General features: G+C 64.6%; 20 protein-coding genes and 1 pseudogene. 10 read left to right on the top strand and 11 right to left on the bottom strand.

The genetic code is table 11. From position 1 onward, the window contains the following. Position 1: 1 nt before the first annotated feature. Both SS05631_RS10050 and SS05631_RS32635 read right to left on the bottom strand, forming a co-directional pair. Entirely contained in the window at positions 2-712 is a 711-nt protein-coding gene (locus tag SS05631_RS10050; RefSeq protein WP_037415798.1) for a thermonuclease family protein, read from the bottom strand. Next, complete coding sequence (locus SS05631_RS32635; RefSeq protein WP_157747992.1) at positions 594-2,381, bottom strand: hypothetical protein; 1,788 nt, start codon at positions 2,379-2,381, stop codon at positions 594-596. Before SS05631_RS32635 ends, SS05631_RS10050 begins: the two co-directional genes overlap by 119 nt. 502 nt (positions 2,382-2,883) lie before the next feature. Here SS05631_RS32635 and SS05631_RS10040 point away from each other — a divergent pair. Next, complete coding sequence (locus tag SS05631_RS10040; RefSeq protein WP_037423292.1) at positions 2,884-3,450, top strand: transglutaminase-like cysteine peptidase; 567 nt, start codon at positions 2,884-2,886, stop codon at positions 3,448-3,450. 30 nt (positions 3,451-3,480) lie between these two features. On the opposite strand, the gene SS05631_RS10035 is transcribed toward SS05631_RS10040, so the two are convergent. Further along, complete coding sequence (locus SS05631_RS10035) at positions 3,481-5,424, bottom strand: MacB family efflux pump subunit (RefSeq protein ID WP_037423295.1); 1,944 nt, start codon at positions 5,422-5,424, stop codon at positions 3,481-3,483. 8 nt (positions 5,425-5,432) lie between these two features. Further along, positions 5,433-6,701: a macrolide transporter subunit MacA gene (gene macA, locus SS05631_RS10030; protein ID WP_095677968.1), complete on the bottom strand. Its 1,269-nt coding sequence runs from the start codon at positions 6,699-6,701 to the stop codon at positions 5,433-5,435. A gap of 246 nt (positions 6,702-6,947) precedes the next feature. Between macA and SS05631_RS10025 the strand changes: the two genes are divergently transcribed. Further along, a complete protein-coding gene (locus SS05631_RS10025) occupies positions 6,948-7,595 on the top strand; it encodes a TetR/AcrR family transcriptional regulator (protein WP_037423301.1) in 648 nt (215 codons plus the stop codon). 59 nt (positions 7,596-7,654) lie between these two features. After that, positions 7,655-8,674 (top strand): ketol-acid reductoisomerase, encoded by a 1,020-nt coding sequence (gene ilvC / locus SS05631_RS10020; protein WP_037386668.1) that lies wholly within the window; start codon positions 7,655-7,657, stop codon positions 8,672-8,674. 200 nt (positions 8,675-8,874) lie between these two features. Here ilvC and SS05631_RS10015 read toward each other — a convergent pair whose 3' ends face one another. The 3 genes from SS05631_RS10015 to SS05631_RS10005 all read right to left on the bottom strand — a co-directional run bounded on the left by SS05631_RS10015 (position 8,875) and on the right by SS05631_RS10005 (position 10,738). Continuing rightward, on the bottom strand, positions 8,875-9,129 hold the full coding sequence (locus SS05631_RS10015) for a hypothetical protein (protein WP_037423304.1): 255 nt from the start codon (positions 9,127-9,129) through the stop codon (positions 8,875-8,877). Between the two features lie 77 nt (positions 9,130-9,206). Continuing rightward, positions 9,207-9,971: an aldo/keto reductase gene (locus SS05631_RS10010; RefSeq protein ID WP_244412269.1), complete on the bottom strand. Its 765-nt coding sequence runs from the start codon at positions 9,969-9,971 to the stop codon at positions 9,207-9,209. 131 nt (positions 9,972-10,102) lie between these two features. Further along, complete coding sequence (locus tag SS05631_RS10005; RefSeq protein WP_037423306.1) at positions 10,103-10,738, bottom strand: class I SAM-dependent methyltransferase; 636 nt, start codon at positions 10,736-10,738, stop codon at positions 10,103-10,105. A gap of 219 nt (positions 10,739-10,957) precedes the next feature. Between SS05631_RS10005 and SS05631_RS10000 the strand changes: the two genes are divergently transcribed. The 5 genes from SS05631_RS10000 (at position 10,958) to SS05631_RS09980 (ending at position 18,824) form a co-directional block, all read left to right on the top strand. Then, positions 10,958-11,881, top strand: a complete 924-nt coding sequence (locus SS05631_RS10000) for an adenylate/guanylate cyclase domain-containing protein (RefSeq protein ID WP_037423309.1) — start codon at positions 10,958-10,960, stop codon at positions 11,879-11,881. A 150-nt stretch (positions 11,882-12,031) separates the two neighbouring features. Next, positions 12,032-13,789 (top strand): adenylate/guanylate cyclase domain-containing protein, encoded by a 1,758-nt coding sequence (locus SS05631_RS09995; protein ID WP_037423311.1) that lies wholly within the window; start codon positions 12,032-12,034, stop codon positions 13,787-13,789. Positions 13,790-13,877: 88 nt separating this feature from the next. Beyond that, positions 13,878-15,068, top strand: a complete 1,191-nt coding sequence (locus SS05631_RS09990; RefSeq protein ID WP_083854212.1) for an ABC transporter substrate-binding protein — start codon at positions 13,878-13,880, stop codon at positions 15,066-15,068. Positions 15,069-15,192: 124 nt separating this feature from the next. Further along, a complete protein-coding gene (locus SS05631_RS09985; RefSeq protein WP_037423314.1) occupies positions 15,193-16,419 on the top strand; it encodes a PLP-dependent aminotransferase family protein in 1,227 nt (408 codons plus the stop codon). 437 nt (positions 16,420-16,856) lie between these two features. Then, entirely contained in the window at positions 16,857-18,824 is a 1,968-nt protein-coding gene (locus SS05631_RS09980; RefSeq protein ID WP_037423317.1) for an acyltransferase family protein, read from the top strand. Between the two features lie 258 nt (positions 18,825-19,082). On the opposite strand, the gene SS05631_RS09970 is transcribed toward SS05631_RS09980, so the two are convergent. The 3 genes from SS05631_RS09970 to SS05631_RS09960 all read right to left on the bottom strand — a co-directional run bounded on the left by SS05631_RS09970 (position 19,083) and on the right by SS05631_RS09960 (position 21,570). Beyond that, positions 19,083-20,132 carry an aldo/keto reductase gene (locus SS05631_RS09970; protein ID WP_037423320.1) on the bottom strand — a complete coding sequence of 350 codons (1,050 nt, stop codon included), beginning with the start codon at positions 20,130-20,132 and terminating at the stop codon, positions 19,083-19,085. 80 nt (positions 20,133-20,212) lie between these two features. Further along, on the bottom strand, positions 20,213-20,887 hold the full coding sequence (locus tag SS05631_RS09965; protein ID WP_037423343.1) for a glutathione S-transferase family protein: 675 nt from the start codon (positions 20,885-20,887) through the stop codon (positions 20,213-20,215). 107 nt (positions 20,888-20,994) lie between these two features. Then, positions 20,995-21,570, bottom strand: coding sequence for a TetR family transcriptional regulator (locus tag SS05631_RS09960; protein ID WP_037423322.1), 576 nt, complete (start codon positions 21,568-21,570; stop codon positions 20,995-20,997). Positions 21,571-21,655: 85 nt separating this feature from the next. Between SS05631_RS09960 and SS05631_RS09955 the strand changes: the two genes are divergently transcribed. Together SS05631_RS09955 and SS05631_RS09950 are read left to right on the top strand one after the other, a co-directional pair. Then, the gene (locus SS05631_RS09955) at positions 21,656-22,564 is read left to right on the top strand and encodes an SDR family oxidoreductase (RefSeq protein WP_037423326.1); all 909 of its coding nucleotides are present in this window, start codon (positions 21,656-21,658) and stop codon (positions 22,562-22,564) included. 187 nt (positions 22,565-22,751) lie between these two features. Continuing rightward, positions 22,752-23,564, top strand: a complete 813-nt coding sequence (locus SS05631_RS09950; RefSeq protein ID WP_037423328.1) for a methyltransferase domain-containing protein — start codon at positions 22,752-22,754, stop codon at positions 23,562-23,564. 80 nt (positions 23,565-23,644) lie between these two features. Here the strand turns inward: SS05631_RS09950 and SS05631_RS09945 are convergent. Beyond that, positions 23,645-23,943 (bottom strand): annotated as a pseudogene (locus SS05631_RS09945) (efflux RND transporter periplasmic adaptor subunit); the annotation flags it as partial. Positions 23,944-24,155: the final 212 nt, after the last annotated feature.

The raw sequence follows: 24,155 nt of genomic DNA, 5'->3' as shown, positions 1-24,155 counted from the left end.
TTTAGCCGGAGGCGCGCGGAGCCTGGCCGCACCAGCTTGCCGGCCGGCTGGTGCGCTTTCTCACCAGCCCCTCGGAAAGGAGGAGGTCTCCCAGCGACCTGCCGCCTCTCATGACGACGCGGGGCTTGCCCGCCTCCTCGTCGGCGAATCCGCCCGATGAAGCGACCAGTGTGAATTCCCCGGCGTTCAGTACTTCACGCAGTCGTGCCTTGGCATAGGAACCGCGCGACCGCTCCGCGTCGCACTTCGCGAGCTTCGTCTCAGGCGCGTCGATATCGGCGATAAGAATTCTTTCTCCGTTGAAGAGGAAAGTGTCGCCGTCGATCACGCAGTTATCGTGGCGAATGCCGCAGAAGAAAAAAGTGTTGCTTCCCGTTTGAACGGAGGCGAGTTGCGCCGGCGGCTGCTGCATCGGCCTGCCGACCGGTGCCGGTGGGACCAATGCCGATTTTGTCGCGACGGTGCCCGCATGCTCCTTCGGACGCGGGGCGATAACGGTCGTCTTTGATCTCTTCTCGGGCGCCTTCTCCGACTTGGAGAGGAACGCGGTCATTTCGCTTTGGTCCAGCCAGTCCCGGAGTTGTTCGCGGTTATCATAGCCAATAATGCCCCCGACAAGAACCGTAGCGGCGAGATACCAGGGCATCATACCGCCCCGGCTGCCTTTCGAGCGTGTGCTGCGTTTCCGTCGCGGCGATTTTGCCTTGGCCATCCGATTCGGTCCTCGATTGCGCGGGCATTATCCTGGCGAGGAGTTGCTGAAAGGTTTCGCGGAGGTCGGGCGGCCTTCGTTTCTGACTTTCCTCAGCAACAAGGGGCGGGCTCCGCCGGAACCCGCCCCTTGTCGATCGTATGTCTCGGTAGCTGCGCTCTACCGGAGGCGAGCGTTGCACGACTTTGATGCGATCGCGCATTAACCGCAATGCGTTAGCGGGTGACGTCGCTTTTACCGGAATTGCCCGGGGTCCCGTCGCCACCGCCGTTCCCATTTCCATTGTTGCCGCCGCCACCGGAGCCATCGCTGCCGCCGCCGCTGGAGCCACCGCTGCCGCCAGAGCCGCCACCGCCGCCGCCGGAGCCGCCACCGCCACCGGAGCCACCGCCACCGCCGGAACCGCCGCTGCCGCCGGAACCGCCGCCACCGCCACCGGAGCCATCGCTGCCGCCGCCGCTGGAGCCACCGCTGCCGCCAGAGCCGCCACCGCCGCCGCCGGAGCCGCCACCGCCACCGGAGCCACCGCCACCGCCGGAACCGCCGCTGCCGCCGGAACCGCCGCCACCGCCACTGGAGCCACCGCCGCCACTGGAGCCACCGCCGCCGGAGCCGCCGCTACCACCGGACCCGCCACCGCCGCCGGAGCCGCCACCGCCAGAGCCGCCACCACCGCCGGAGCCGCCGCTGCCGCCAGATCCGCCACCGCCGCCGGAGCCACCGCCATCACCGGAGCCACCGCCACCGCTGGAGCCGCCGCTTCCGCCAGATCCGCCACCGCCGCCACCGCCGCCGGAGCCACCGCCATCACCGGAGCCACCGCCACCGCTGGAGCCGCCGCTGCCGCCAGATCCGCCACCGCCGCCACCGCCGCCGGAGCCACCGCCATCACCGGAGCCACCACCACCGCCGGAGCCACCGCTGCCGCCAGAGCCGTCACCGCCGCCAGAGCCGCCACCGCCGCCAGAGCCGCCACCGCCGCCAGAGCCGCCACCGCCGCCAGAGCCGCCACCGCCACCGGAGCCACCGCCATCACCGGAGCCACCGCCGCCGGAGCCGCCGCTGCCGCCAGAGCCGTCACCGCCGCCAGAGCCGCCACCGCCGCCAGAGCCGCCACCGCCACCGGAGCCACCGCCATCACCGGAGCCACCGCCGCCGGAGCCACCATCGCCACCACTGGAGCCGCCGCCACCGCCGGAGCCACCGCCACCGCCGGAGCTACCACCACCGGAGCCGCCGCTGCCGCCGGAGCCGCCATCGCCACCACTGGAGCCGCCGCTGCCAGAGCCGCCGCTGCCGGAGCCACCGCCACCGCCGGAGCCACCGCCAGAGCTGCCACCGCCGCCGGAGCCACCGCCGCCGCCGGAGCCGCCGCTACCGCCGGAGCCACCGCCAGAGCTGCCACCGCCGCCGGAGCCACCGTCGCCGCCGGAGCCGCCGCCGCCGGAGCCACCGCTACCGCCGGAGCCACCGCCAGAGCTGCCACCGCCGCCGGAGCCACCGCTACCGCCGGAGCCACCGCCAGAGCCGCCGCCACCACCGGAGCTACCGCCACCACCGCCGGAGCCGCCGCCTGAGCCGCCACCGCCGGAGCCGCCGCTGCCGCCGGAACCACCGCCACCGCCGGAGCCGCCGCTACCGGAGCCACTACCGCCGGAGCCGGAGCCACCGGAGCCTCCGCTGCCGCTGCCGCGGCTGGCGGTGTCGCTGCGATCATCTCGGCGCGTGTTCTTGCCAATGGTCGCGGTTGACAGAGGCGGGCACATTTTGATTTGCGCAGGAGTAAGAATTTTCGAGCGATTTATCGCAACGCAACACGCTGCAAAGTTGTCTTCTGTCAAAGGGCTGCATTGCGCAGTAGTCATACGTCGACGCTCTACTGCATTCGCATCCGTCGTAACGACGACGGATGCTATCGCGGCCGTAGAGAGAAGGAAGAACGTATGGAAAATCGATCTATGAATTCTTTTCATTACTTATCTCCACGCAAAATATAACTATGAAAATAAATCCAATGATTTACTTAAAGATGTTTGGGGTCAATTTACGAATTATTAGTATGTCGCCATAACATCGCCCTATTCCGGGCTAATCAACCCCGGATTAACCCGTCTGATTTAATCTCTACGTCGGACGCGGGGGACGTTACGCCTGCCGTTGGAGAACACTTCATGAATCGCTTCATCGCGAAGACCGCATTCCTTTTGCTTTTTTTTGCCCCGGCGATCGCTGATGCGGGGACGATCATGAAAACGGCCGGCAAGGCGTTTGCACCGCCGGCCTTCGCTTCGTTCTGCTCGCGCGAACCGCAGTTGTGCAGGACCGATGGTGGGCAAAAGGCTGTTGTCCTTCGCTCAGACAAGGCCAGTGAACTTCAGCAGGTCAACAGCGCCGTCAACGCTCGTATTAAAGAACGCAGCGACCGCGCGAATGTCGGCAGAGACGACGACTGGCGCGTGCCGACGACCTACGGAGATTGCGAGGATTTTGCGATTTTGAAGAAGCGCGAGCTCCTCAAGCGCGGCTGGCCGGCTTCCGCATTGTTGCTGACAGTCGCCCGTTATCACGGCGATGGCCATACGGTGCTGACTGTCCGCACCAGTGAAGGAGATCTTGTGCTCGACAATCTGACCAACTCTGTCAGGGACTGGTCGCGCACGCCCTACGATTATTTCGCCCGCCAGTCGCAATCAAACGGTAGCCGCTGGGAGCGGATCGCCGGAGCACAGCAGATCTGACGGGCACCGTCCGGTGCAGTGACACGCTCTTCAATCGGCACTCAGCGCCACGGCGGGCTGCAGGCGTGAGGCATTGCGGGCCGGCAGGAAACCGAAAAGCAGGCCCGTCAAAAAGGCGCAGGCAAAGGCCAGCGCCACCGGACCGGCGGTGAAGCTGACGGGCATGCCGAAGGTGCGGGCGACGTAAGCGGTGCCAAGGCCGGCAACGATGCCGATCGCGCCGCCGATGGCGGAGACGACCAGCGCCTCGACGATGAATTGGACGAGTATGTCTCGCTGGCGGGCGCCGGTCGCCATGCGCACGCCGATTTCGCGGGTTCGCTCGCTGACGCTGACCAGCATGATGTTCATCACCCCGATGCCGCCCACGAGAAGCGATATCGCTGCAACGGAGCCGAGGAAGAGCTTCATCGTGTTCGAGGTCTCGGTGAAGGCCTCGCGCACGGAGGACATGTTGGTGATCTGCGTGTCTTCCTTCTTGTGGCGCTCGTTGAGCAGGGCCTGGATGCGTTCCTGAGTCAGGTCTATGGCCGCGGCGTCCTTCACCTTGACGGTGATGGTGCGGATGTTGCGCTGGCCGAATATGCGCATGCTGCCGGTGGTGAGCGGCACGAGGACGACGTCGTCCTGATCGTTGCCGCCGGCGCTGGCGCCCATTTCGCTCATCACGCCGATCACCTGGAAGGGGATCTTGTTGACGAGCACAAATTGACCGATCGGATCGGAGCCGTCGGGGAAGAGCGTCCTCACCACCGTTTGGCCGAGGACCGTGACTGGCGCATAGCCCTCCATGTCGTCGCGGTTGATGAACTCGCCGCGTCCGATCGGCCAGGATTTCGCTGCCGTGAACTGCGGCACGGTTCCGTTGGCGGTCGTCTGATAGTCGATATTGCCGCGCCTGAGCGTCACGGTACTCGTCATCTCCGGAACGGCGAAGGCGACATTCGGCAGTTCGAGGATGGCGTCGGCATCCGCCGGTACGAGCGTGACGTTGCTGCCGCCGGCGCTGCCGCGGAAATTGGCCATGCTGGGGCGCACCAGCAAGAGGTCGGAGCCCATGGAGGAAATGCGGCTCAGCACCGAATCCTGCGCGCCGGTGCCGATCGCCAGCATGGCGACGACGGAGCCGACGCCGATGACGATGCCGAGCAGCGTCAGGATCGTGCGGAAGAGGTTTGCCCGCAGCGCCCGCATCGCCATCTTGACCGCTTCCGAGACGTCGGCGAGCGCGGCAAGGCCCTCGCGCGTGCGCTGCGCAAGGCCGAAAGCCGCTTCCGGATTGCTCCGGCCCTTCTTGGCGCGATCGGCGATGATGCGGCCGTCGCGGATCTCGATCAGCCGGTCGGCCTGTTCCGCCACCTCGCGCGAATGGGTGATGACGACGATCGTGTGGCCCTTGTCGTTCATCTCGCGCAGGAGCGCCATCACGTCGCGACCGCTCTGGCTGTCGAGCGCACCGGTGGGTTCGTCGGCGAGGATGACGCGGCCGCCGTTCATCAGGGCGCGGGCGATCGAGACGCGCTGCTGCTGCCCCCCGGAAAGTTGGCTCGGCCGGTGGTCGAGCCGCTCGCCGAGGTTGAGCGATCTCAACAGCGCCTCGGCACGCTCGCGCCGGCCATGGGCCGGCACACCGGCATAGACGGCCGGCACCTCGACATTCTCCTGGGCGCTCGCGGTGGGGATCAGGTTGTAGGCCTGGAAGACGAAGCCGAAGGTGCGCCGGCGCAGCGCTGCGAGTTCGTCGCCGTTGAAGCCGGAGACCCTTTCGCCTTCGATCAGGTATTCGCCTGCGGTCGGCTGGTCGAGGCAGCCGAGAATATTCATCAAGGTCGATTTGCCGGAGCCGGACTGACCAATGATCGCCACGAACTCGCCCGCCTCGATGTCGAGCGAGATATCATGCAGGACCTCGACGGCGAGGTCGCCGTTGAAATAGGTCTTGCTGACGTTCCGGAGCGAGATGAGGGGCTGCATCGGCGTCTTCAGAACATCGGCGGCATGCGCATGCCGCGCGTTCGCGTGCTGCGCTGGCTGCTGCCGGACGAACCTGAATCCGAGTCGACGACGACGCTCTCCCCCTCCTTCAGGCCGCTGACGATCTCCGCGCTGACGCGATTGCGGATGCCGACTTCGACCGGGCGGGTTTCGGTGGCGCCCGACCGGGTAAGCACGGTCACTTCGGTCCCCGGTTTGCCTCCACCATCGCCGCGCGCCGTGCGGATGGCGGCGCTGGGCACGACAAGAACGTCCTTGGCGGCAGCCTCGACGAAGAAGACCTGGGCGCTCATCGACATCATCAGTTCGCCGGTCGGATTGGGAACGTCGAAGAGCGCGTAATAGAGGACGACGTTGTTTTCCGTGTCCGGCATCGGCTGGATCTGCCGCAGCTTGCCGGTGAAGCGCTTGCCCGGCTGGCCGAGCAGGGTGAAGTAGGCATCCATGCCGATCTTCAGCTTGCCGACGTCGGCTTCCGACACCTGGGCCTTGACGGTCATCGTCGAGAGATCGGCGATCGTGACGATCGTCGGTGTCGTCTGGTTGGCATTGAGGGTCTGGCCTTCCTTGGCCGGGTTGGCGACGATCGTCCCGGCCATCGGCGCGTAGATCTTGGTGTAGCCGAGGTCGACCTTGTCGCCGGCGAGCGTCGCCTTCTGCTTGCGGATCTGCGCCTCGATCGCCTTTACGTCGGCTTGAGCGGCGGTGTGATCCGCGATTGCCTGGTCGAGCGTCGATTGCGAAACGCTCTTCGTCGCGACGAGACTGCGCTGCCGCTCGATATTCGCTTCCTTCAGCACCAGCTGCGCCTTCGTCGAGACGAGCTGGGCCTCGAGATGGGCAAGCTCCGCCTCGTCGATCTCGATCCTGTTTTCGATCGAGGCGGGATCGATCTCGGCGACGAGCTGGCTCGCCTCGACCTTGTCGCCAATCTCGACATGCAGCGATTTCAGCTGGCCAGAGACCTGCGCACCGGCATCGACCGACTTGATGGCATCGAGCGTGCCGACGGCGGTGACGCTGTCTTCAATGTCGCCGCGGGTCACGGCTTGCGTGATCATCGCGGTCTCGGGCTGCGCGCCGTATTGACTCCAGGCATAATAGCCGGCGCCGAGCACAGCGATTAGAACCGGCACGGCGAATACCAGGCGCCAGCGTCGGTTGCGGCGGACGGGTAGGGCCGGGCTCGGCATCAGGGTGACGTTCGGCGCCGCAGCCGGCGCTTCCTGTCTGATCGTCTTCGCTGTCTTGCTCATCGGCACAATGGCTTTCCGCCGGCGGATTTTCTCCTTTCAAAATAAAGGCGAACGGGGCGAGGGAACAGCGTCGGGATCATTATATTTTCGTAATCATTTACCGCTGCCGGGGCAGGTCGATGCTGCAATCCGACAATGTTGATAGCAGGAGCCTGTTTCGCATCGGCAGAATTGGGCTTGACGGCCAGCGACCATCTCACTAAAACGGCGAACCGTACCGTACGGTACTGATGGAGCGGCAGCGAAGTGCAAGGCGTCGAAACGATCAAGCGGAGCAGTAGCGGAAGCGGCCTGACGGAGCGTCAGGGTGCCGTGCTCGAACAGGCGCTGCGTCTGCTTGTCGATGGCGGCGAGCGAGCGCTGACCACCGCCGGCGTTGCGCGCGCGGCGAACTGCTCCAAGGAGAGCCTCTACAAGTGGTTCGGCGACCGCGACGGGCTGCTTTCGGCGATGATCGCCTTCCAGGCAAGCAAAGTCAGGACGCTCGACGTTTCTGGCGGGGTGCTGGACGCGGCAAGCCTCAAGGCGCATCTTGTCGCCTTTGCCAAGGACCTGCTCGACGTGTTGGCAGGCGACGTGTCGCTGGCGCTCAACCGGCTGGCGATCGGCCAGGCAAGCCGCGAGGGCTCCAAGCTCGGCCGTCTGCTCGAGGAGCGCGGGCGCCGGCAGATCGGCCGCAGGGCCGGGGCACTGCTCGAGGCGGGCCGCAAGGCGGGTTTTCTTGCCTTCGGCGATGCGGAGGAGGCCTATGGCGCGCTCTATGGGCTGGTCGTCTCCGACTGGCATTTGCGCATGCTGCTCGGCGAGGATCCGGGCGGCCTGAAGAAGAATTTCGGCCTGAGGGCGGAGCGGGCGGTCGACGCCTTTCTCACCCTTTACGGCAGAAAGGTGTAACGGCGGCCGAACTGCGGACCGTCAAAGGGAAACGGACAAGCAAAGGGAAGGAAAGTTCAATGCGCGTCTATTACGATCGTGATGCCGATCTCAACCTCATCAAGTCGAAGAAGGTCGCCATCATCGGCTACGGCTCGCAGGGCCGCGCCCATGCGCTGAACCTCAAAGATTCCGGCGCACAGAATGTCGCCATCGCGCTGAAGGCCGGCTCCGCCACGGCAAAGAAGGCCGAAGCCGACGGGTTCAAGGTCATGACGGTTGCCGAGGCTGCCGCCTGGGCCGACCTGATGATGATGGCGACCCCGGACGAGCTCCAGGCCGACATCTACAAGGCCGAAATCGCCGGCAACATCCGCGACGGCGCGGCGATCGCCTTCGCCCACGGCCTCAATGTTCACTTCGGCCTGATCGAGCCGAAGGCTTCCGTCGACGTCGTCATGATCGCGCCGAAGGGCCCGGGCCACACGGTTCGCGGCGAATACCAGAAGGGCGGCGGCGTACCCTGCCTTGTCGCCGTTCACCAGAACGCTTCCGGCAATGCACTTGACCTCGCGCTCTCCTACGCCTGCGGCGTCGGCGGCGGCCGCTCCGGCATCATCGAAACCAACTTCAAGGAAGAGTGCGAAACCGACCTCTTCGGCGAGCAGGTCGTTCTCTGCGGTGGTCTGGTCGAGCTCATCCGCGCCGGTTTCGAAACGCTGGTCGAGGCCGGCTACGCACCGGAAATGGCCTATTTCGAGTGCCTGCACGAAGTGAAGCTGATCGTCGACCTGATCTATGAAGGCGGCATCGCCAACATGAACTACTCGATCTCCAACACGGCCGAGTGGGGCGAATACGTCACCGGCCCGCGCATCATCACGGAAGAGACCAAGGCCGAGATGAAGCGCGTGCTTAAGGACATCCAGACCGGCAAGTTCACCTCGGAATGGATGCAGGAATATCGTTCGGGTGCTGCCCGCTTCAAGGGTATCCGCCGCGTCAACGACGCCCACCAGATCGAGGAAGTCGGCGCCAAGCTGCGCGGCATGATGCCCTGGATCGGCAAGAACAAGCTGGTCGACAAGGCGAAGAACTAAAGCATTTTGCAGTCAGGTGGAATCACCTGACGTCGCACAAATGCGGCAAAAACGATAGAGCGGGGGGCGCGAACGAATGTGAGCGGATCTCGCTCTAAAGCCTTACCTCCCAAGGCTGGAGAAGCCGGGGCATCGTGCCTCGGCTTTCTCATTTGCGGTGACGGAACGCGACTGATGGTGCGGCACGAGGCGGCGCAGAATCACATAGGATCTTTGCCCTTCATGGCGTTGGCCATATGGGTTTTGCACTTCTCCTGGTCATTAGCCGCCAAAGCTTCCTTGGCCATGGTCAGTTCTTTCTGCGCCATCTCCTTGCGGCCCGAGTCGGTGATCTGACCCACGTCCGTTTCGAGCTTGGTCATGCCCGCCTGGTCGCAGACGAGATCGGCCTGGGCGAGAGCCGGGGACACGCAGGCCGTCGAGATCGCGGCTGCAACCAACAGTTTCTTGAACATATGTAACCTCCAATGCCATCGCTTTCTGCGATACGCAGGGGCCAAACCGCCGTCGGGCGGTTCCGTTCCGGGAGCCGTCAGGCGCCGTAGAAATTACGCGGCCATCTGTGCGCCCGCAGTTTCTCGCGTTGTGCCTGCGGCAGCCCGCCTCCGTCGCCGATCGCGCAGTTGCGCTCGACATTGCGGACGGAGCGCATGCCGGGAATGACCGTCGATACGGCGGGGTGGCTGAGCACGAAGCGGAGTGCCGTTTCTGCGAGCCCGTCGGGTGCGATCTCCAGGTCCTCGACGATCTTTCGGACGCGCTCCTCGACGTCGCGCTTGCGCTCGCCGCGGAAGTAGTTCTGGCGAAAATCGCCTTCCGGGAAAACCGTATCGGCACGAATTTGACCGGTCAGGCCGCCCTCGTCGAGCGCGACGCGGACGATGACGCCGACCTTGTGGCGTTCGCAGGCCGGAAACAGCTGCTCTTCGGGCGCCTGCTCGAAGACGTTGTAGATCACCTGAACAGTGTCGACCACACCGCTTTCGATCAGCTTCAGGGCATTGTGCGGTTCGTAGTCGTTGATCGAGACGCCGAAAAAGCGGATCTTGCCGTCGCGCTTCAGGCGCTCGACCGCCGCCAGCCAGTCGCCGCGGCCGACCCACTCGTCCGACCAGACATGGAACTGCTGTACGTCGATCGTCTCGACGCCGAGATTGCGCAGGCTTGTCTCGGTCGAGGCGATGACGTGATCGGCCGGAAAGCCGTCCTCCACCGGCGTGCCTGGTCGAGCCGGCCATATCCGGTTCTTCGGCGGAATCTTTGTCGCGACGTGGATGGTCTCCGACCGTTCGCGCAGCAGCTTGCCGACCAGTCTTTCGCTGTGGCCGTCGCCGTAGCCGAGGGCGGTGTCGAATGAAGTTCAGCCCGAGGTCGATTGCGCGGTTGAGGGCTCGCGCGGACTCCTCGTCCTTGGCGCCCTGCCAGCCGCTATTGCCGATGCCCCAGGCACCGTAGCCGATTTCGGAGATCCGGCTTCTCGGCCGCCACATGCAGCCAGCGCGTCGGCCTGCCGTCATAGCCGCCGCCGTCGGCTTCGGTGATTTCGACCGCCCTCCAGCCCGTCTCCTCGAACTGCCGCAGAAGCCAGTCGTGCGAGGGATAGTTGTAGTAGCGGCCGAAGTCATCGCGACCCTCGCCACCGCCGGCCTTGAAGCTTGCATGCAGCACGCCACCGAACTTGAGAGCCCGGAGGAGGCGGGTGAGCACGTCCGGAAGGGCCGTACGCGGCACATGCAGCAGGCAGGCCTCCGCCCAGATGCCATCGAACCGCTCCCGCCAGGAAAGCCCTTCGAAGCGGACCACGCCGACGGGCCGACCGAGCAGGCGTTCGGCCTCGGCCGCCAGTTCCGGCGATCCGTCCGTCGGCGTGACGTCGAAGCCGCGGGCGATCATATAGGCGCTGTCCTGACCACCGCCGCAGCCGATCTCCAGCACGGCGGCGCCAGGGTTCAGCCGCGCCAGGAACTCATCGAGCCGCCTCGCGGGCGACCGGCGGGCACGGCGCGCATAGGCGGCGGCGCTGTCGCGGTAAAACCGGGCGGTGCCGTCATCGATGGTCGTCATATCGTCCTCCTGCGGGCCGGGCCTTCAGCATCGTTCCGGGCATGTCGGAGGATAATGCCACGCGTTGGCGCCTTTGCGCATCCGGTGTCCTGCGGAGTCGCCGGAACAGCCTGCACTCTGTATGCTGGAGGCGAACTGGATTCGAGTGGCGAATCGTGCAACGGGTCTACAATCTACGGGTTGTGCCCTGGCGCTGTGACCGAGCGAGGATCAAGGGCCATGTCCGAAACGCGTCGCAAGCTGACAACCATCTTCTGTGCCGACGTCCAGGACTATTCGCGCCTGATGGGGGCGGATGAAGAGGGGACGCTGGCCACCCTCAAGCAATACCGCGATGCCATGGCGCGTCTTATCGCCTCGCATGGGGGCCGGGTCGTCAACACCTGGGGCGACGGGCTGATTGCCGAGTTCCCGAGCGTGGTGGAGGCGGTGAGGTCGGCCGTCGATGTCCAGAGCGAACTGGCCGGACTGAACGCCGGGCTGCCAAGCGCGGCGCGGATGTTCTTTCGCATCGGCATCAACCTCGGCGACGTGATTGCCGAAGGCAACGACATCTACGGCGACGGCGTCAACATCGCCGCCCGGCTTCAGGCATCCGCACCCGCCGGTGGCGTCGTCATTTCCAACACCGTCTATGATCAGGTACGCAACAAGGTAGCGGTCGGATTCGACTTTCTCGGGCAGCTCGAGGTCAAGAACATCGAGGGCGGCGTTCCGAGCTATGCGGTTCGGATCGGCGCCGGGGAAGATCGGGCCGCGCCGACGGCCGACCCCGTCTTCGGGCGGCAGCCGCAGCCGCTGCAGCCGGCCGCCGCTGCACCCATCCGCCGACATTCTCGGGCTTATATGGTGCTCGCCATGGTTGCCGCTGGTGTCGTCGCCATAAACCTTCTTTCGTGGCGAGGCGAATTCTGGGCGGTATGGCCGCTCTTCGGGATCGGGCTCACCGCAGCATTGCTCTGGATCAGGACCTCACGGGTGGACCGCGGATTTGCCACGCTCGCCGTGGCCGGGCTCGCCATCGTCACGATCAACCTTCTTAGCTGGAGCGGAGAATTTTGGGCGCGCTGGCCGCTGCTCGGCCTGGCGATCGCCGCCGCCATTCGATGGGTCATGCGCGGACGAGGCAGCGTCGGTCGTTGACCGATGCCAGATCGCTTTCGCGAAGCGCCGATTGGGCCCGCCGGAACACAACCTCACCTTGGTCCAGCTGGCATTTCGCGCTTCTCCGGATTTCGTATTTAAGCTACCCTTGAAACATCCTGGCCAGGTGCCGCAGGAGCGGCTCTTCTCGTGGAACGCAAGCTCGCAGTGATCCTTGCCGCTGACGTGGCCGGCTACAGCCGGCTCGTCGCTGCGAACGAGGAAGGCGTCCTCGAGCAGCTGCGGACTTATGGGTCCATCATCGCCGACCTTGTGGGCGAGCACGGCGGGCGCATATTCGCATCCGCCGGCGACAGCGTCGTGGCAGAGTTCCAGAGCGCCGTGCAAGGGGCGCGCGCCGCCGTTGCGATCCAGCGGATATTGAGGCGCCGCAATGCCGATCTTGCGCCGGATCGGCGAATGGAGTTCCGCATCGGCCTCCATCTCGGCGACGTCGTCGTGGAAGGCACCAATCTGCTCGGCGACGGCGTCAACGTTGCGGCGCGGCTGCAGGAGGTTGCACAGCCCGGCGGTATCTGCGTTTCGGGCGCATTGCGCGATCAGATCGAGGGCAAGCTCGGCTCTCCAATGGTCCGGCTGGGCGACCGCAAGCTCAAGAACATCCCCCGGCCGGTGGCGGTCTTCGGACTCGATTGGCGTCCGGAGGACTCGGCCGAGGCGGCCGTACTGGGCGGCCCGCTTACGCTACCAGACAAGCCGTCGATTGCGGTACTTCCCTTCGTCAACATGTCGGGCGACCCGGAGCAGGAATATTTCGCCGACGGTCTGACAGAAGACATCATCACGGCGCTTTCACTTTATCGCTGGTTCTTCGTGGTCGCTCGAAACTCCTCGTTCGCCTATAAGGGGCGCGCCATCGACGCAAAGCAGATCGGTCGTGAGCTCGGCGTGCGCTACATTGTGGAGGGGAGCGTGCGCAAAGCGGGTACCCGCTTGCGCGTCTCCGGCCAACTTGTCGAGACGAACACCGGCGTGCACCTCTGGGCACAGCGCTATGACCGCGAGATCGGCGACATTTTTGCCATTCAGGACGAGCTCGCCCAGAGCATCGTCGGCGCCATCGAGCCCGAAATCCTAATTGGCGAAAGCCGCCGCGCGCTGTCGTGCGGAACGGACAATCTCGACGCCTACGAATGCCACATGCGCGGCACGTGGCTGCATAACGCGCAGGACACCGCCGAGCACTTCAAGGAAGCGATCGCCTGGCATCGTCGGGCGATTGCTCTCGATCCAGACTTCGGTCGAGCGCACATGATGCTTGCCCGCGCCCTATATGCACAATGTTTCCATGGTTTCAGCGCCGCCGTCGATCGCGATGGTGCCGAGCTCCGAGCCGCGGCCGAGCGCGCTGTCGCCCTGGATGATCGCGATCCCTATTCCCACTATGCAATGTGCCTTGCCCATTTTGTCGGGCAGCGGGCACACGCGGCGGTCGCCGAGGCGCAGCGCGCGGTCGACCTCAATCCGAATCTCGCGCTCGCTCATTTGGGCTTGGGATGGGCCCGGATCTACACTGGTCAATGCGCAGAAGCGCTCGATTCCCTTCACACGGCACTAAGGCTCAGCCCGCACGATCCGCTGACGTATCTGTTTCTCGATCGGCTCGCGCTCGCGCATTACCATCTCGCCAATTACGACGAGGCGTTGCGGTCTTCGGAACGAGGGGTTTCGCTCCGCCGGGGATACTTTAACCGGGTCGTGCTGCTGGCCATCCTAGGCCAGCTTGGCCGCAACCAGGAAGCACGTGCCCTGATTCCGGACATCATGGCGAACGTGACGACCAACCTCGCACACTACTGGCGGATGCTGACTCCGTATGCAGAACCAGCCCAGTACGAGCACTTCCTCGATGGATTGCATAAGGCAGGGCTGGCCGTCGTTCGTTGAGCCAGCGGGCGGAGGTGCGGTTTTTCGCGGTCCGCGCAGGTTTGGTAAGACTGGGTGCAATGGTGCCCGAACCGTGGAGGGCGTGGCGATGAAATGGGAGTGGAGAGCGAGAAACCTGGTGGCGCCGGCTGCGGCGCTCGCGGTCCTGACATGCGCGGCAGTGGCTTCCGCCGGCTCGATGGACGAACTGGTTACCGCCGCCAGGGAGGAAGGACAGCTCAACGTCATTGCCTTGCCCCGCGACTGGTGCGGCTACGGCGGCATCATCGATGGTTTCAAGGCGAAATACGGTTTGGCGGTCAACGAACTGAAGCCTCAGGCGGGATCGGAAGAACAGATCGAGGCGATTAAGGCGGGGATCGGGGCCGGCCCAGAGAGACCGGATGTGATCGATGTCGGCATCTCCTTCGGCCCACCCGCAAAAAAAGACGGCTTGCTGCAGCCCTACAAGGTTTCCACCTGGGACACGATCCCGGACGCCGTCAAGGATGCGGACGGTCATTGGTATGGCGACTACTACGGGGTGCTCGTTTTCGAGATCAATGCGGACCGGGTCTCGACGATGCCGCGGGATTGGGCCGATCTCGCTTCGCCTGACTACAGGAACGCAGTCGCGCTTGCCGGCGACCTCGCTTCGAACCAGGCCATCCTCGGTGTTTACGCCGCGGGCCTCTCCATAACGGACCGAAACGTCGAAGAAGCTGCGAGGCTGGGGCTGAGGTTCTTCGCCGATCTCAACAGCAAAGGCAACTTCGTTCCGCTCGTCGGTAGCACCGACACACTCGTAGACGGCCGCACACCGATCCTCATCCGCTGGGAGTATCTCGCGCTCGGTGATCGCGACCGCCTCAAGGGGAAAACCAGGATCGAGGTCGTCAGACCCAAGACGGGCAACATTGCCGGTGTCTATGTCCAGGCGATCAGTGCCTTTGCTCCGCATCCGAACGCCGCCCGGCTGTGGATGGAGCACCTCTACTCCGACGAGGCGCAACTTGCCTGGCTGGCGGGCCATTGTGAGCCGATCCGCCGCGCGGACCTGATGCGCAAAGGTGCGATACCTGTTGATTGGCGCGAGAGGCTGCGGCAAATCGAGCGTGATCGCGGCGCCTCGGACCCGGCCTTTCCGAGCATCCAGGAACAGGAAAGGGCGCGAGACGTCATCATAAAAGGATGGGACGACATCGTCGGCGTGAAGATTGAGTGTGAGCCTCCGCAGCCTGATCCCGGCCCGATCGCCTTGAATACCAACCGAACCTGCCAGGCTCCCGTTCCGCAATAGTCGCCATGCCGCGGCGGCGATTTGCCCTCTTCCTCACGACGGCGGGGATCGCAATATAGGTCAGCAATATTGACATAAATCGCGCGCTGTGATCATCTCCGGCCCACGCCAAGAGGAGGGCCGCATGTTCAATTGGGAAAGTATTTTCGCAACGCGCTCCAGCCGGATGAAGGCTTCGGAAATACGCGAGCTCTTGAAACTGCTCGACCGTCCGGACATCATCTCCTTCGCTGGCGGCATTCCCGATCCCGAGCTCTTTCCGCAAGCGGAGTTCGCCCAGGCCTATGCGGAAATCTTCGGCGGGCCGGCGGTCAGTGCCGCCCTGCAATATTCCGTCAGCGAGGGATACCGGCCGCTGCGCGAATGGCTTGCCAAGCAGATGACGGCGCTCGGCATTCCCGCGACCGTCGATAACATCTTCATCACCTCCGGCTCGCAGCAGGGGCTCGACTATCTCGGCAAGCTGTTTCTCTCGCCCAAGGATACGGCGCTCGTCACCTGGCCGACCTATCTTGGCGCGCTGCAGGCCTTCAACGCCTATGAGCCGAACTACGACCAGCTGAACCCCGGCGGCAACCGCACGCCGCAAGCCTATATCCAGGCGGCAGCCGAGGCGGGCGGCCGGGTGAAGTTCGCCTATCTCTCGGCCGATTTCGCCAATCCGACCGGCGAAACGGTCGACCGCGCCGGCCGTGAGCGGGTGCTGGACCTTGCCGAGGAGCTCGATATCCCGGTGATCGAGGATGCCGCCTACCAGTCGCTGCGCTATGACGGAGAGGCGATCCCGCCGATCCTGGCGCTGGAGATCGCCCGCAGGGGCGACATCAACAATGCCCGGACAATCTATTGCGGCAGCTTTTCGAAGACGCTGGCGCCGGGGCTGCGCGTCGGCTGGGTCTGCGCGGCAGAGCCGGTGATCCGCAAGCTGGTGCTCCTGAAGCAGGCGGCCGACCTTCATTCCTCGACCATCAACCAGATGGCGATCTGCACCGTCGCCGAACGCGGCTTCGACGAGCAGGTGGCGAAGGTCCACAAGGTCTACAAGCACCGCCGCGACACGATGCTCGCGGCGCTCGAAAGATACATGCCGGCCGGCGTCACCTGGACCAAGCCGGAGGGTGGCATGTTCGTCTGGGTCACGCTGCCGAACGGCACGGACGGCGCCGAACTCCTGGCCAAGTCGATCCAGAGCGCGAAAGTGGCCTTCGTTCCCGGCCGCGCCTTCTTCGCCGACGGTTCCGGTGTGAACACTCTGCGCCTGAGCTTCTCCTGCGCCAACGACAGGATGATCGACGAAGGCATCCGCCGGCTGGGCGAGTTGATTCGCGGCGGGATGGCGAAAGCCGCCTGATCGGCAGTTTTCCACAAATCATGAAGGCCTTGGCCGGGCGCGCCACTCGTTTAGCTGCTACTTCAGTCGAGGGTTTCAGCTGAAGTCCTTGGCGTAACTCGATATTCTATGAGCGTGGCGGCCCTTGCGGCCTTCGGAAACGAAGCGCCGCGTCGCCTCTCTGAGGCCCCGCGTCAGCCGTTGCGCGAGCCTTTCAACCGCCGGCCCCTTATTGAGGCCATATTCTGAACCAGTATCTCGCCCCGTTCCGCCGCGCTGCAGCAAGATTGCTGCGGCGCATCAGGGAGCTTTGTTTTCCGGTTTGCTGATACCCTTCGGCCGGCCGGAACCGGAGCGGGATGCGTTTGCGACGCCGCTCCATCTGTTCATTGCCGCATTTGCGCGACGTCGGGTGACATGACCCGACTGCAAGTGCTCTAGGACGGGGCGTTGTGCGTATGAGTACACCAGCGACTTCAGGAAATTTTCGTCCGGATATCGAAGGCCTGCGCGCCTTGGCAGTTTCGGGTGTCATCGCCTTCCACTTCGGAATGACCAGCTTGCCGGGCGGATTCGTCGGCGTCGACATCTTCTTCGTCATTTCCGGCTTTCTGATCACCAGGCACCTGCAACAGGAGATTGCGAGAAGCGGCACTGTCGATCTCTGGCGCTTCTACGCCCGCCGCGCCCGCCGGCTGCTTCCGGCCTCGCTCTTCGCCATCCTGACCACGCTGCTCGTCGGCTATTTCATCCTCGCGCCGTCCGAGCAGCAGTTCTATTCCAAGGGATCGCTGTTCGCCTCGGCCTATATGATCAACCTCTGGCTGATTAGGTGGACGGTCGACTACTTTGCCTCGGACGCCTCGAACAATCCCTTCATCCACTTCTGGTCGCTCTCGGTCGAGGAGCAGTTCTATCTCGTCTGGCCCGCGCTGCTGCTGATCCTCGCGCGGCTGCGGCCGGGGAAGGGCGGTCTTTTCTTCCTTCTCGCCCTAGTCGCCGCCGTCTCCTTCGCACTCTGCTGGCACATGACGGCCGTGTCGCAGCCTTGGGCCTTCTATTTCTCGCCCCTGCGCGCCTGGGAATTTGCCTGCGGGGGGCTTGCTTCGATGGCGCTGCCGCAGCAATGGGCGCGGCGCTCTCGCTTTGCGCCTGCCCTCGGCTGGCTCGGGCTCTTTCTGATCGTCACCGCCTATCTGGCCGTGACGGAGGAAATACCTTTTCCGGGCTCGATCGCGCTCGTGCCGGTTCTCGGCACGGTGCTTCTGCTCCTGAGCGGCGCCCATGAGGGAGCGGCAGGCCCGAAGTCCGTCCTCGCGCTTAGGCCGCTGCAGGAGATCGGAAAGCTCTCCTATTCGCTCTATCTTTGGCACTGGCCGGTCATCGTCTATGCGGGCATCATCGAACCGGAGCTTTCGCTCGTCGACCGGCTTCTGTGCCTGGCGGTTACGCTCGCCCTGTCGCTCTTTAGCTATCACTTCATCGAAAATCCGATCCGCCACAACGGCTGGCTGGCAGCGAGGACCGGACGCTCGCTGGGGCTCGCCGCGTTGCTTACAGGGGCGGGCACGACGCTCGCCTATGGCAGCGCCGCCCTGGCCGGCTACAGCCTCGATGGGGAGCAGCGACAGATCCAGCAAAGCGCCGAACGCAAATCGGCGGCGCGTGAATTCGATTCGGCCTGCGTGCTCGAAAGGGAAGCGGTGCAGCCGAAGGCATGCGAATTCGGCGCCGCCAAGCCGAAGAAGACCGTCGTCCTCCTCGGCGACTCCCATGCCGACCATTGGTCGACGCCGCTGAAGAAGATCGCCGAAAGGAACGGCTGGCGGCTCGTCACCTATCTGAAGTCGTCCTGCCCGGCGGCGGATGTGCCGACCTGGAACGGCGTGCTGATGCGGAACTATGACGAATGCGACGCCTGGAAGCGCCGGGCGTTCGGCGAGATCGCGGCGCTGAAGCCGGATGTGGTGATCCTTTCGCAATATTCGTCGAGTTATGTGAAGAACGACATCAACTTCGTATCCAGCCACCAGATGGATGTGCGGGATTGGGAGAAAGGCATCAGGCGCTCGGTCGAGACGCTAGAACGCGCCGGCAGCGACGTCGTGCTCCTGCGCGACGTGCCGGTGCACAAATCCTATCTCGACAAATGCGTGGCGCGCGCCCTGTGGCAGCAGAAGAGCCCGACCGTCTGCGACACGCCGCGCCGCGAGGCGGTGGAGGAAACCATCCCCGCCGCGGAAAGAAAGGCCGCCGTGGAGACGCATGCGTCTTATGTCGATGTGGTTGATCTGTTCTGCAACAGGACAACATGCCCCGCGGTCGTCGACGGCAAGCTCACCTTCCGCGACCGCCACCATATCGCGACGCCCTACGCTGAGTCGCTCGCGCCTCGCCTGGAGCGAGCGGTGTTCGGGGGACGCTGACAATATGGCTCGGAGGCGCACCCCCCTCTGCCCTGCCGGGCATCTCCCCCACAAGGGGGGAGATCGGCCAGAAGCGAAGACCTGCCCGAGAGTGAGCGCAATGATGCTAGGTCGGCGAATGCACCGTCAGAATTTCAGCTCTGAAAGTTGAGCGACACATTGCCGCTTGCCGATCTCCCCCCTTGTGGGGGAGATGCCCGGCAGGGCAGAGGGGGTAATCCAACACTGCTGCAGTCGAGAAGCAGTCACCGCTCCCGCTCAAACATGCGGCCCGAGCAGCGACAGATCGGCGGCGCCGAGCCGGTCCTTGGCGGTCCAGAGCTGGTGCCAATAGGGATAGATGACCGGCGGCAGGCTGACGGCGTCGAGCAGTTCGCGTTCCTCGTCGGTGAGCTTGAGGCTGGCGGCGGCGAGATTGTCGCGGAACTGCGCCTCGGTGCGGCCGCCGATGATGACCGAGGTGACCGCCTTGCGGCCGATCAGCCAGGCGAGCGCCACCTGCGCAGGCGAGACGTTGCGCTCGGCGGCGATCGCCACCAGCATGTCGACGATCTTCCAGAGCCGTTCCTCGTCGCGGATCGGCGGCTCGTTCCAGCCGGCAAACTGGCGGGTGCCTTCCGGTGACTGGCCGCGGCGGTGCTTTCCGGAAAGGAGGCCGCCGGCGAGCGGGCTCCAGACGAGGATGCCGAGGCCCTGGTCGATCGAGATTGGAACCAGCTCGTATTCGGCCTCGCGGGCCTCCAGCGTATAGTGGATCTGCTGGCTGACGAAGCGCTGGCGGTGTTCCAGCGCGCTGATGCCGAGCGCCTTCATGATGTGCCAGCCGGAATAGTTGGAGCAGCCGATGTAGCGCACCTTGCCCTGGCGCACGAGCGTGTCGAGCGCTTCCATCGTTTCCTCGAGCGGCGTCTGGCCATCCCATTCGTGGACCTGGTAAAGGTCGATGACGTCGGTCTTCAGCCGCTTGAGGCTCGCCTCGCAAGCGCTGATCAGGTGCTGGCGCGACAGGCCGCCGTCATTCGGACCCGGGCCCATGGAGAAGCGCGCCTTGGTGGCGAGAAGCACGCCGTTCTTGCGCTTGCCGCCCAGTACCTCGCCTAGGATTTCCTCGCAGGTGCCGGTCGAATAGATATCGGCGGTGTCGATCAGGTTGACGCCGGCATCGAGGCAGAGGTCGACATAGCGGCGCGCCTCCTCGACCCCGACACTGCCGACCTGTGCGAATTTGCCGCCGCCGCCGATGGTCATCGTTCCCATGGTGACGGTCGAGACTTTCAGGCCGGAGCGGCCGAGCAGACGATATTCCATTGTCTCGCTCCCTTGCGTGGTTGTCGCCGGAGAGGGTAGCCGGCATGGCCGCGAACGCAAGCGGCGTCCCGCCGAAAGGGTCAAAGAAAGCGTGCCGGCATCGCGTCCTTGTAAGGGAACATATCGAAATAGGGTCTCGCCTCGGCGAGCGTGCGCTGGAAAGAAGGGCGCTCGAGCAGCCGCTCGAAATAGGCCGAAAGATTCGGATGCGTGCCGCTGAAGGGCTCGACGATGCCGGCATAGAAGAGCGCGGGTGCGGCGGCGCAATCGGCGATGGTGAAGGCCTCGCCGACGGCAAAGCGCCGGTCGGTGAGATGGCGTTCGGCCAGATCATAGGCGGTTGCGAGCGACGCGCGGGCGTCGGCGACACCGCGACGGTCGTTCTCACCGGAAGCGCGCAGCGTGTCGGTGACGATCTTCTGCATCGGGACGTGGATGTAGAGATCGAAGAAGCGGTCCCACAGCCGCGCCTCGAGCGCCAGCGTCTCGTCGCGCGGGATCAGCGGTTCTTTGCCGGGATAATGGCGATCGAGATATTCGATGATGACCGAGGTTTCCGGCACGATCCGGTTCTCAGCGCCATCGTGCAGCACCGGGATCTTGCCGACCGGCCAGACCTCGAGGTAGCGGGCATTCTCCTGCGGGTCCATGAGATCGACGATCCGCGCCTCGAAGGGCGTTCCGGCCTCATAGAGCGCGATCAGCACCTTGTGGCAGAAGGAGGCGAGCGGGTGGAGATAGAGAGTGAGAGCCATGGGCGTGCCTATAATGATTGGTTGCGTTTCGCAATCAGCATAGCGCGCCAGCGCGAAGAGAAAAGGGGAGTCTTCGCGATTCATCCGCCGTGAAGGCCATCGTCAGCTCAATGCGTTTCCCGCTCCACCGTGAAAGCCGCGACGAAGTGCTCGAGGCTTTGCTTGACGAAATCGGTGACCGGCATGCGCGGATCGAAGCTCCACCAGAGGAGCGCGCCCTGCCATTGGGCGGCCATCATCAGGCCGATGCCGGTGGGGGCGGCCGGAACACGCGCGAAACGCTCGTCGAGCGCCGCGGAAAGCACGTCGCGCCAAGCCGCGCCGCGGGCGCGCAGCAGCGGGTCGCGCAGGTCCTCGCGGAGGATCAGGAGATCGTCCGCGTAGCTTTCGATGCCGCCGTAGTCGCCGGAGAGCCCAATAAGCAGGGCGACGGCGCCCGCCGGGGTCTTCGGCGCGGCGGCTGCCAGCTCCGCCGTCAGCCGGTCAAGCCGGTCCCAGGCCTGCAGCAAGGCCGCCTGGATGAGGCCCGATTTGGTTACGAAACGCTGCACCAGGGTCGAGGGGGAAAGGCCGCAGGCGGCCGAGAGGGCCGCGAAGGTGAGGGCATCCGGCCCCTCCTTGCGCATGAGGTTGAGGGCCGCGTCGAGCACCTCTTCGTTTGGCAGAGTTTTGGGGCGTGGCATTTTTGACCTTTATTTATAACCGAATAAGCGTTTATATATATGTGTGTGCCGATCAAGGCCAGAGGGATTTCTCAGGGAGGATGCCATGACGCTTGAAGGCAAGGTGGCGCTGGTCGCGGGCGCAACGCGCGGTGCCGGCCGCGGCATTGCGGTGGAACTCGGCGCCGCGGGCGCGACGGTCTATGTCACGGGGCGGACGACGCGGGCGCAGCCGTCGGAATACCAGCGACCCGAGACGATCGAGGAAACGGCGGAGCTCGCGACGGCCGCGGGCGGCAAGGGGATCGCCGTCCAGGTGGACCACCTGCAGCCGACGGCGGTGCAGGCGCTCGTCGATCGCATCCGTCGCAAGGAGGGAAGGCTCGACATCCTCGTCAACGACATCTGGGGCGGCGAGAAGCTCTTCGAATGGAATAAGCCGGTCTGGGATCACAATCTCGAGAACGGCCTGAGGATCCTGCGGCTGGCGATCGACACGCATCTGATCACCGCCCATTACGCGCTGCCGCTCCTGATCGAGCGACCGGGCGGGCTGCTGGTCGAGGTGACCGACGGCACGGCGCAATACAATGCCGATCACTACCGGCTCTCGCCCTTCTACGACCTCGCCAAGATCTCGGCGAACCGCATGGCCTGGGCGCATGCCAAGGACCTCGAGCCCCACGGCGCCACGGCGGTCTCGGTCACCCCCGGCTGGCTGCGCTCGGAAATGATGCTCGAGGCCTTCAAGGTGACGGAGGAGAACTGGCACGACGCCACGGCCTATCAGCCGCATTTCGTCATTTCCGAAAGCCCGCGCTTCGTCGGCCGGGCTGTCGCGGCGCTTGCCGCCGATCCGGAGAAGTCCCGCTTCAACGGCCAGTCGCTATCAAGCGGCGGGCTCGCCCACATCTACGGCTTCACCGACCTCGACGGCTCCCGGCCGGATTGCTGGCGCTACATGGACGAGGTGATGGAGGACGGCAAGCCGGCCGATCCGACGGGGTATCGGTGAGGCAGCTTCCTCCTGACGCGGGGTGAGGCAATCTGTCGGACGATCGCAAGTGCTCGCAAGAGGCGGTAATCATGTTGCTATTCACCGTCTCGTTCGCACCGCTTCGGAAATGCGGCGCAAGGTTGTATCTTACTCTTGCGAAAGCGGCGTCATCGGAGGGCGCCACTCACCGACGCGGGAGGGGAGCATGGCGGAAGCGGACAAGGTCTTTGCGGGAGCGATACCCGAGCTTTACGAGCGGCTAATGGTGCCGCTGATCTTCGAGCCCTATGCGAAAGACTTGGCCGAGCGGGTAGCGCAGCTCAAGCCCCTTGATGTACTTGAAATCGCCGCCGGCACCGGCGTTGTGACCCGGATGCTGGCGCCCAAGCTCGATGTCGAAGCGCAGTTCGTCGTGACCGATCTCAACCAGCCGATGCTGGATGTCGCGCATGCCAGGCTGGGCGATGACGAACGGATCGTCTGGCAGCAGGCGGACGCCATGGCGCTGCCCTTCGACGACGAAAGCTTCGATGTCGTGCTCTGCCAGTTCGGCGTGATGTTCTTTCCGGACCGGGTGAAAGCCTACCGAGAGGCGCGGCGCGTGCTGAAACCCGGCGGGCGCTTCCTCTTCAACGTCTGGGACAGGGTGGAGGCAAACGAGCTTGCGCATGCGGCCGTGGAGGCGCTGGCAGCGCAGTTCCAGGAGAACCCGCCGAGCTTCATGCGCCGCGTGCCGCACGGATATGCGGACCCGAAAATCATCCGCGCCGATCTGGTGGCCGCCGGCTTTCACGACATCACGCTCGAAACGCTCGAGAAGAGGAACGGCCCCATATCCGCTTCCGATGCCGCGACCGGCTTCTGCCAGGGCACGCCCGTCCGCAGCGAGATCGAGGAACGCGACGCTTCGGCGCTGGCCGCGGTCACGGAGGAGGTGGCGGAGGCGCTGAGGAAGCGCTTCGGGAGCGGGATGATCGAACGGCGCATCCAGGCCCATATCGTGGGCGCCGTCCGTTGAGTTGCTGCTGCAAGTTTCCTTCGTATAGGGAATGAAAACATGCAGCAATTCAAAGTGCTACCGCGGCCCCTGCGCGTCTACTGCTGGTCGCGCTGGATCGCCTGGTGCGGCACCGCCAGAACCTCGTGCTTGTCGGTCTGCTTGAGCGTGACCCGAACAAGCGTGCCGTCGAGCAGGAGATAGTCGGGTTTTCGAACTCGGCCCGGACGGTGATCGTGTCGGTGCCTGCCGAGACGTCGCTGGAGACGAAATTGATGGTCCCCTTCTTCGGATAGGTCGTGCCGTCCGGCAGCAGCAGCTCCACCTTGGCGTCGCGGCCGATTTCGCCGCGCAGCGCCCGCTGGCGATATTCGAGGAAGAGCGCGGTCGAGACCGGGAAGGGGCCGCAAAATTGGAGTGCTGACCTGAGGGACACTCGGCGATGACATTTCACGGCTGGCATTGGAAATAGTCGAAGAGATGGCTGCTTCCGGCCCAAAGCGGTCATAGGGCCTTGCTTGCAGAGACAGCGAAACTCCTATATGAGCGGCGCATGATCAAGACTGCGCTCACCGCTGCAACCTATTATGCGACGTTCCCATAAGGAGCGGC

The organism is Sinorhizobium sp. CCBAU 05631 (assembly GCF_002288505.1).
Classification (GTDB): domain Bacteria; phylum Pseudomonadota; class Alphaproteobacteria; order Rhizobiales; family Rhizobiaceae; genus Sinorhizobium; species Sinorhizobium fredii_C.
Note: the sequence above shows the minus strand (reverse complement) of the source record. Positions and strands in the feature narration are given on the sequence as shown.